Source organism: Oleiphilus sp. HI0080, assembly GCF_001635135.1.
Window position 1 is genome coordinate 1 of the sequence record NZ_LWFU01000024.1, and the last position, 8419, is coordinate 8419.

Annotated in this window: 9 protein-coding genes; 4 read left to right on the forward strand and 5 right to left on the reverse strand. The window is 46.0% G+C overall.

The window, feature by feature from the left end; all coding sequences use genetic code 11:
- Positions 1-282 precede the first annotated feature (282 nt).
- Entirely contained in the window at positions 283-1869 is a 1587-nt protein-coding gene (locus A3751_RS00430; protein ID WP_082862968.1) for a lytic transglycosylase F, read from the forward strand.
- 2 nt (positions 1870-1871) lie between these two features.
- Here the strand turns inward: A3751_RS00430 and A3751_RS00435 are convergent, their stop codons facing one another.
- The 5 genes from A3751_RS00435 to A3751_RS00455 all read right to left on the reverse strand — a co-directional run bounded on the left by A3751_RS00435 (position 1872) and on the right by A3751_RS00455 (position 5922).
- A complete protein-coding gene (locus A3751_RS00435; RefSeq protein WP_068450937.1) occupies positions 1872-2228 on the reverse strand; it encodes a GFA family protein in 357 nt (118 codons plus the stop codon).
- A gap of 18 nt (positions 2229-2246) precedes the next feature.
- Entirely contained in the window at positions 2247-3296 is a 1050-nt protein-coding gene (locus A3751_RS00440; RefSeq protein ID WP_068450960.1) for an adenosine deaminase, read from the reverse strand.
- A 219-nt stretch (positions 3297-3515) separates the two neighbouring features.
- On the reverse strand, positions 3516-4463 hold the full coding sequence (locus A3751_RS00445; RefSeq protein ID WP_068450939.1) for a glycosyltransferase: 948 nt from the start codon (positions 4461-4463) through the stop codon (positions 3516-3518).
- A 78-nt stretch (positions 4464-4541) separates the two neighbouring features.
- A complete protein-coding gene (locus tag A3751_RS00450; protein ID WP_068542104.1) occupies positions 4542-5162 on the reverse strand; it encodes a sugar transferase in 621 nt (206 codons plus the stop codon).
- A gap of 13 nt (positions 5163-5175) precedes the next feature.
- On the reverse strand, positions 5176-5922 hold the full coding sequence (locus A3751_RS00455) for a WecB/TagA/CpsF family glycosyltransferase (protein ID WP_068450945.1): 747 nt from the start codon (positions 5920-5922) through the stop codon (positions 5176-5178).
- A 393-nt stretch (positions 5923-6315) separates the two neighbouring features.
- Between A3751_RS00455 and A3751_RS00460 the strand changes: the two genes are divergently transcribed.
- The 3 genes from A3751_RS00460 to A3751_RS00470 form a co-directional block, all read left to right on the forward strand.
- Entirely contained in the window at positions 6316-6870 is a 555-nt protein-coding gene (locus A3751_RS00460) for a heme NO-binding domain-containing protein (RefSeq protein ID WP_068450950.1), read from the forward strand.
- Positions 6857-7840 carry a sensor histidine kinase gene (locus A3751_RS00465; protein WP_068450953.1) on the forward strand — a complete coding sequence of 328 codons (984 nt, stop codon included), beginning with the start codon at positions 6857-6859 and terminating at the stop codon, positions 7838-7840. The genes A3751_RS00460 and A3751_RS00465 overlap by 14 nt, the downstream gene beginning before the upstream one ends.
- Positions 7841-8419: response regulator (locus A3751_RS00470; RefSeq protein ID WP_156492138.1), on the forward strand; the 579-nt coding region annotated here is incomplete at its 3' end. It lies immediately after the preceding gene.

Genomic DNA, 8419 nt, shown 5'->3' on the forward strand with positions numbered 1-8419 from the left:
AACAATCACCTCTAGCCCCAGAATCTTCAGCCCACCATAGCTGAAAGCGCGCGCTGCAAAGCGATTATTGTTCGGATTAAACGGCCGAAAAAGGCAAACAAGAGCACAAAAAATCGCGACGATCACAAAGTAAATGGCAAACACGGAAACGCGAAAAAAAACTAGCATATGGAGTCAACGATCTTTTAGATAACAGAGGAAAACACAGTATAGCCCGAATGGCTGCAGCTCTGTGCGATTATCGTTATTTTATATATTTAACGACTTTTCAAATGATAAGTAATGCTAATATTGATTGCGCGAACGTCATTAAACTCGTTAAAACGACTAACAGGTTCTTTTGAGTCTATGGGTATTATTAATATAAATGCACGTGTTCCTGCAGGCCTCTTACTGCTCTTGGCCCTTACGATTTTGGCAAAGCAACCCACTTTCGCCGCAAACGCGATCGAAGCTGAAAAGGTCAGCGAAGCGCTTGACCTATATTCAGAAACCGAAGAGCAATTCCAATCTGCATTACTTGAAAGCTATCAAGACGATTTATTTGAGCTGATTGATCGCGGTTTAATTCGAGTTTTAGTCACCTATAGTAAAACCCATTTTTTCTTGGATGGAGGAGCTCAACACGGCCTGACTCATGCAATGCTGCGCGAATTCGAAAGCTACTTAAATAAGCGCTATAAAAGCCGTCGCAAAGGACGCGCACTATCCGTTGTTGCCATTCCCGTTGCGCGGGACGAGATCATGGACAGACTGGCCAATGGACAAGCCGAACTTGCCATCGCTAACTTAACCATCACGCCTGATCGCAAACAAGCTGTCGATTTTTCAATACCTGTCATCAAATCTGTTAAGGAGGTCATTGTTGCAGGCCCCGGCGCACCAAAACTCACCAAACTCGAGGACATATCAGGCAAAACATTCTTTCTACGGAAAAGCAGCAGTTTCTTCGGGCACTTGCAAAAACAGAATCAAATTCTCCAAGGCAAGGGACTTGAACCCGCAATCATTATTGAGGCTGACGAGCACTTGGAAGTCGAAGATTTAATTGAGATGGCCAATGCGGATCTCATCGCATACACCATTGCAGATGACCACATTGCAACGCTTTGGAAAAAGATATTTAAAGACGTGAGAGTCTATAACGACCTATCGCTCAATACCGGCGGTAAAATTGCATGGGCTGTACGGAAGAACACACCAAATCTTATCTTCGAAGTAAATCGCTTCCTGAAACGACATCGCAGCGGAACACTCTTTGGGAATGTTGTGAAACAGCGCTATCTAGAAAATCCATACTGGGCGAAACGCGCGTTATCCGAAACAGAGAAAGTACACTTTAACAATGTGGTGACTATTTTCAGGCAGTACTCGGATTTATACAACTTTGACCACTTAATGCTGCTGGCGCAGGGCTACCAAGAATCGCAACTGGACCATAATCGTCGCAGCCCAGTAGGTGCTATTGGCATCATGCAAATCATGCCCTCTACCGGAAAAGCGATGGGCGTAGGTGATATTAAAGAGCTAGAAAATAATGTTCATGCAGGTAGCAAATACCTTAGGAAAATCATTGATCACTATTTTAACGACCCCGAAATCAGTGAAACCAACAAAGTGCTCTTTGCTTTTGCTGCATATAACGCTGGCCCAACCCGAATCCAGCGCCTCCGGCGAAAAACAGCAGCGTATGGGCTAGACCCGAACGTTTGGTTTGGCAATGTCGAACACACCGTAGCGCGCCACGTTGGTCGCGAAACCGTAACCTACGTGGCCAACATATCGAAATACTTTATTGCTTATCGACTAATCGAAGAACAATCCAACATTCGAGAAGGTATAAAAGAAAGCACTCGAGAGGCTCAATAATCTTAAAGCGACGCCCCGTCGAACACTTTAACGTCGAGCTCGAAAACATCGATGCCTTCTACGCAACCGAGATTGACGCGAAACTTACCAGGCTCCCGCTTCGTTTCATGGAAGGTATAGATGCCGCATTTTTCACAAAAAAAGTGCTCGGCCACTTCAGTGCCAAATTTATAGCTGCGCAAAGCATCCGACCCAACGTCATCAATCTTCAGTTGTTCCGAGCTCAAAGCTTGCGGCAGCATCACTGCGCCTTTGCGACGGCATATGGAGCAATTACAGCGCAGCCCCTCTTTTACTTCTTCGCTCGAAAATTCAAACTTCACTGTGCCGCAATGACAGCTGCCTTGGTAATCCACCATGATATTCTCCTAAGAGTGTTATTTGATCGCTTCCGTCAATTTAGCAAGATAAGCCGTTTTTAAGGAATCAGCGATAAAGCTACTACGAAGACTATTCTCGGCCAAGCGCGCTGCCTGAATACGCGTCATACCCAAACTCGACACGAGCGCTTCAAAATTTTCCAGCACGTAGCCACCGAAGAACGAGGGGTTATCAGCATTTACCGTTGCTACCAACCCCTTATCAAGCATCTCCAAAATCGTATGCTCGGACATATCCTCAAACACTTTTAAGCGCACGTTGCTCTGAGGACAAACTGTCAAAGGAATCTGCTCGCGAACAAGACGAGCCACCAAGGCGTCATTTTCAAGACAACGCACGCCATGATCAACGCGGTCTACATTCAATAAGTTCAACGCCTCAATAATGTACTCAGGCGGGCCTTCTTCGCCAGCGTGTGCAACCGCTTTTAGTCCTAGTTTACGTGCTTCACGAAATACCCGCTCAAATTTGGCCGGCGGATGCCCGACCTCAGACGAATCAAGTCCAACACCCACAATGTGCTGCAAATAGGGCTTCGCCTGTTCCAGCACGATAAAAGCGGCCTCTTCACTCAAGTGTCTTAGAAAGCACATAATGAGGGCACCCGAAATGCTTAACTGCGTCGCGGCATCCGCTAACGCGCGCGTTATTCCATCAAACACAACACCGATGTCGATCCCCCGCTCAGTATGTGTTTGAGGATCAAAAAACAGCTCAGTATGCACCACTCCCTGCTCTTGGCACTTTAGCAAGTACGCCCAAGTCAGGTCATAAAAATCCTGTTCATGGATGAGCACCGCTGCGCTCTGATAATAAATATCAAGAAAAGTCTGAAGATTTGTAAACTGATATGCTTCTCGCACCTCTTCAATCGAGGTATACGGCAAATCAATGCGGTTACGTTCGGCGAGCTTAAACATGAGTTCTGGCTCCAAAGAGCCCTCAATATGAAGATGCAACTCTGCTTTTGGCAAGGCCTTCAAAAACGCTGTCGTAGGTTTTTCTTCTGGCCTTACTGTCTGTTCCCAAATTTGCTCTGACTGCATCTTCACCACTCCAAAGTTCATCTCCTCATTATATTGTTTACCTAGCGATGTGAACACCAGCATTTCCGAAAGAGGCTAATCAGCAAACGTCTGCAAATCAGAGCCAATGCCCGCTAGCTAACGAGCAGCAAGTTAGCGCTTTACAAATGAGGGATAAAGCTAACAGATTTACCAACCGGCACTGGTAGCGAAGACAAAGGATGATGGGATACTAGGATATCAAATCATCCCCCCCCTGCTACCTAGCCAGCATCGAAAGCGACACCACATATAACGTAGAAAGAACTGCTTACAACAATCGTGTGCAAGGAGATGTCTCGCCAGATCGGTGCGTTGCTTAGTCATACTAAGAGACGCGAGCTCAAGCAAATAGGCTCCTACATAACGTGAAACGGAAAGTTTTCGTTTCGCTTCAGTCTCGCTCGCGGCATAGCTCTTAACCCGGGAAACAAAGGCGCTCCACTCGCTAGCAACGAATGAATGGCTGATCGCATCAGCGTGGTCGTTCTTTGCAAACGCCAGTACGCTAGGGCTGTAAGCGATTGCGCTATACAGCGCTGCCCTGCAAAACAAATCATGCTCATGACCTGCTTCTTCTTCCGTATTGAAAAGGCCCACACGATCAAAGAGCTTCTTGCACGCAACAAAGCTTGAGAGTACAAACGGCTGCCCACCTTTTGTCGCACAATCGAAAAACTCATTCAGTAGGCCTGGACCCGTGGCACAGGCACTCAAGTGTATCTTTGGATCGATGAAATCTTCGCTATCAACATGCCATTGATAAGCGGTTGCAAATGCTTCAGCTTCGGGAAACGCCTTCGTAAGTAATAGGACCTCTTCAAGATAATGAGGCTCCCAACGATCACCTGGCTTTAAAAACGTGATAAGTTGTCCCTTGGCTTGCTGAAGCCCCATGTTCTTGATCTCTCCTGCTTTGAGTCCTCTTTGCGCGTCCACAATCCGCGCGTCCATTCCTTTGGCGGACATTCGATCTAGTAAGCTCGGGACATCAACGTGATCAGATGTTTCATCCTGCTGATCTATGAGCAACAGTTCGACATTACGATACGTTTGAGAAACGACCGAGTCGAGACTGAACATCAATTCATCTTCACGTTTGTTCAAAGCTACAATAATCGAAAACAATGGCTTGTCTGAATACTGCATTAGGCGACACTCCCACTATGTACTGCATTTAGGCGAAAGCTGAAAAAAACAACCGGACTTATCCGATTAACGAGATTACTAATAGGCACCTCTGCCAAATAGAACAACCGGAACGGTAGACAGCAAAATCTTAATGTCCTTCATCCAGCTCTGCTCTTTGATGTATCGAATATCCAATGACACTTGTTCTTCAAACGTCGTGTCAGCGCGTCCAGAAACTTGCCACAAGCCAGTTAACCCAGGAAGGATCTGTAGTCTTTGACGCGCAGTCATCGAATAAATATCTGTTTCCTGAACCAAAGCCGGTCTTGGACCGATCAAGAGCATGTCTCCTTTCACCACGTTAATCAGCTGAGGTAACTCATCAATCGAGTACTTACGAATAATTTTTCCAATACGCGTAACGCGCGGATCATTAAAAAGCTTCTTACATACACCATCTCGATCGCTTTTGATCGTGCTGACATCAACGTATTTCGGATCTGAGGCAACACGCATCGAGCGGAACTTATAGAATGCGAAACGCCGACCATGAAGCCCAACGCGTGTTTGGGTAAAAATGGGACTTCCGGGGCTTTCGAGCCGAATTAACAAGGCCGTAATTAAGAGCACAGGGCTGATTAAAATTAGGCCCACTAACGCGATCGCGCGTTGTAATAAAGGGCTCAAGCCAAGATGTTTACTCTGTATCGATTTCATTGCTTCTCTCCTTTTAAGAAACTTTTTTAAGCTGCCAGAAACAGCGCCAAAGAAATTTAGGGTTTCCAATCACATACCGATGGAATTTATTGCGCGGTTCCATCGCTAACCGCCAAACCCACTCAAGCCCGCGCTTGCGAAACCACATAGGCGCTCTCGCGATGCGGCCTGAATAAAAATCAAAGAGCCCTCCAACAGCCAACGCGGTATCAACACGCAGCAGATGACGGTATTGCTGAAGCCATTGCTCCTGAATTGGCGATCCGAAGGCAACAAGCAGAATGCGCGCACCGGAACGATTGATTTGTTCGATCACATCGCCGCTTTTCTCTTTTGAGAAGAAACCATGATGCGTACCGTTAACCACAAGGCCTGGATGATTTTCTTGCAGCTTTATAGCGGCTTCTTCAGCCACGCCAGGCTCTGCGCCAAGAAGATACAAGCCCACCTGCTCTGTCACAGCTCGCGCACACAGCAGAGGCAACATGTCGGTGCCATTGACGTTGTCTTTTAACCTTATGCCTTGACGCGCTGCCGCCATGCGAACACCCGAACCATCGGCAAAGACCCAATCAGCGTCGTTCACCGCATCGTTTAAATGATGATGCTCCCGAGCAAGGTTGATCGTATTCACGTTCACAAAGCACACCGTCTGAGTGCGCTTGGACTTGGTCATGACCTTGTCGATCGCGCTTCTCATATCTGTGTTGTGAACGCCGATTCCAAAGAGCGAAAATATGTCTGTTGTGTCTTTCAACATATCTTTTCCTGTTCCGTTTAATTGGGTTCTAAAGCGACCCGCTTGAAAGACTTTAAGCAGACACCGTGCCAATTCATTAAGTCATTGTTTAATATAGATTTTTACTAAATTAATCTGGCATTTAAGAAGTTTTTCTCTCTTAATATTCGCTTTTTGAAATCACTTTTTTCAGTTTGAAAAGACGGCAATTTCCAGTCTGCAAAAATCACTAGAGCATGTCGGATGAGAATCAGAACAAGAAGAGTCACTGTTTTTCACGCCTCCCAAGTGCTGACCTTGATAAGCTGCGGGGTGATATAAACAGAAAAAATTCGGCTCGGTTTGCACGAAAAGTGCTATCTTTATAGAAGGATGAGTTCGCAACTTACTCAAATAATTTGAAGCGGCAACTTTATGAAAGGCACTATTTTTATCGCGCTCAATCAAATGATTGAAGAGCGTCACGGCCTAGAACTCTGGCTATCGATTCTTGATGAAGCAGAGTCTGACGGTATCTTCTTTGGCACAAAGAATTATCCAGACGATAATCTGTTCAGAATTGTGGAGGCGACCTGCCATCAATTGAATGTAAGCCCGCCGGAAGCACTGCGAGCATTCGGTGAATATTTATTCCAGTTTCTGCACAGTGCACACCCGGTCTTCGCCACAAGCCAAACGGACTTCTATAGCTTCATCCAAAGTATTGACGGTGTCATACATGTTGAGGTTCATAAACTAGATGAAGAAGCCCAAACACCCGACATCAAAGTGCAGCAATTGAGCGAGCATGAAGCGTTGTTAGATTATCACTCCGATCGTAAGCTGTGTTTCTTGGCAGAGGGTCTTTTGATAGGTGCCAGTCAACATTACGGCATTCAATTAAGCATCGAACAGACACAGTGCATGCATGAGGGTGCGAAGCACTGCCAACTTCGACTGACGAGTTCGCCCACCAATGACCGAGAATAGCGAACAAAAGCTTCATCATCTTAAACGCGCCTATGAGATGCAGAAAAAGGCCCGAGAAGAAGCGGATCAAATGCTCGAGGAGAAGTCGCGCGAGCTCTATGCATTTAACGAATCATTAAAAGCGGCACTAGAAAAACTCGACAATCATCAGGCGCAACTATTGGCTCAGGAAAAGATCGCCTCCGTGGCCCAGCTAGGAGCCTGCCTTGCTCATGAACTCAACACCCCGATTGCCTTTATTCAAAACAATTTAAAGACAATGGAGGATTACACTACCAAGCTAGCATCAGGCTTGGAGACCTCATTATCAGTGCTAGATTCAGTCAATGAGTACAACAATCCAGCTGCGACAACTAGCCTAGAAAAACAGGCACAGAAAATCCGTGAGAACTCTGAGTTCGAGTTCATTCGAGAAGATCTTCCCGTGTTGTTTAAAGAATCTTACGAAGGCATAAAGCGCGTTAACCTTATTGCAAATAGCCTCCGATACTTCGCCACACCCAACCGTTCAAAGAAAACGCTATTCGATGTAAATGAGAGCATTGTCCAAGCACAAACGCTTGTTCGGCATAAAGACCAGCTCGTTAACGTCAAGCTTGATTTGCAAGACCTACCTCTCTTCAATGGCCTACCTATGCTAATGAGCCAAGCCGTTGCCAATTTAATTCAAAACGCGGTTGAAGCAACAACGCATTCCGAGAGCGTCGTGATTCGCAGCTTCTGTATTCAGGAAAACATTGTCGTCGAGATTGAAGACTCTGGCCATGGCTTCGACAACGCAACGCGAAAGAAAGTTTTCATGCCCTTTCACACTACTAAAGATGAACACAACGGCCTTGGGCTTAGCATCGCAAAGCAAATCATCGATCAGCATGGTGGCACGCTGCAAATTCAAAGTGAACTAGGTAAGGGAACATGTGCTCGTATTAACTTACCGGTAAATACCCAAGACGCTGAGGGAGAACATTAAATGGAAAACGAACAAACCGCTTGGAGTGAGAGCATACTTTTTGTGGATGACGACCCAAACATCATCAGTTCGCTCAAACGTTTTGCGCGCTCCCAACCCTACAAGAGCTTTTTTGCAAACAGCGGCGATGAAGCTCTGTCGCTCATGGAGGACAACTTTATCGACGTTGTCGTCTCCGATATGAAAATGCCGAAGATGTCTGGTGACGAGTTACTCCGAGAAGTGTCGAAACGTTACCCTGAAACCATTCGGATAGTACTCAGCGGCTTCTCCGAAGAAGATCTCATCCTTTCAGCAATTAATGAGGGGCGTATTTGGGGATTTATTCAGAAACCCTGGAACGTAAATGAGCTCATTCAAACCATCGATCATGCACTCTATACACAAAAAATTGTCGCTGAACGGGCAATACTGAAGAAGACACTCAACCAATACGAGCACCAGAAAAAAGAACAATTTCAGGGGTTTGTTGGTCCATCCATCGTAATGCAATTTATTTACAATGCGATTGAAAAAGCAGCTCAAAGCTCAGCCTCTGTGATGATTACCGGTGAAAGCGGAACAGGCAAAGAGGTCACG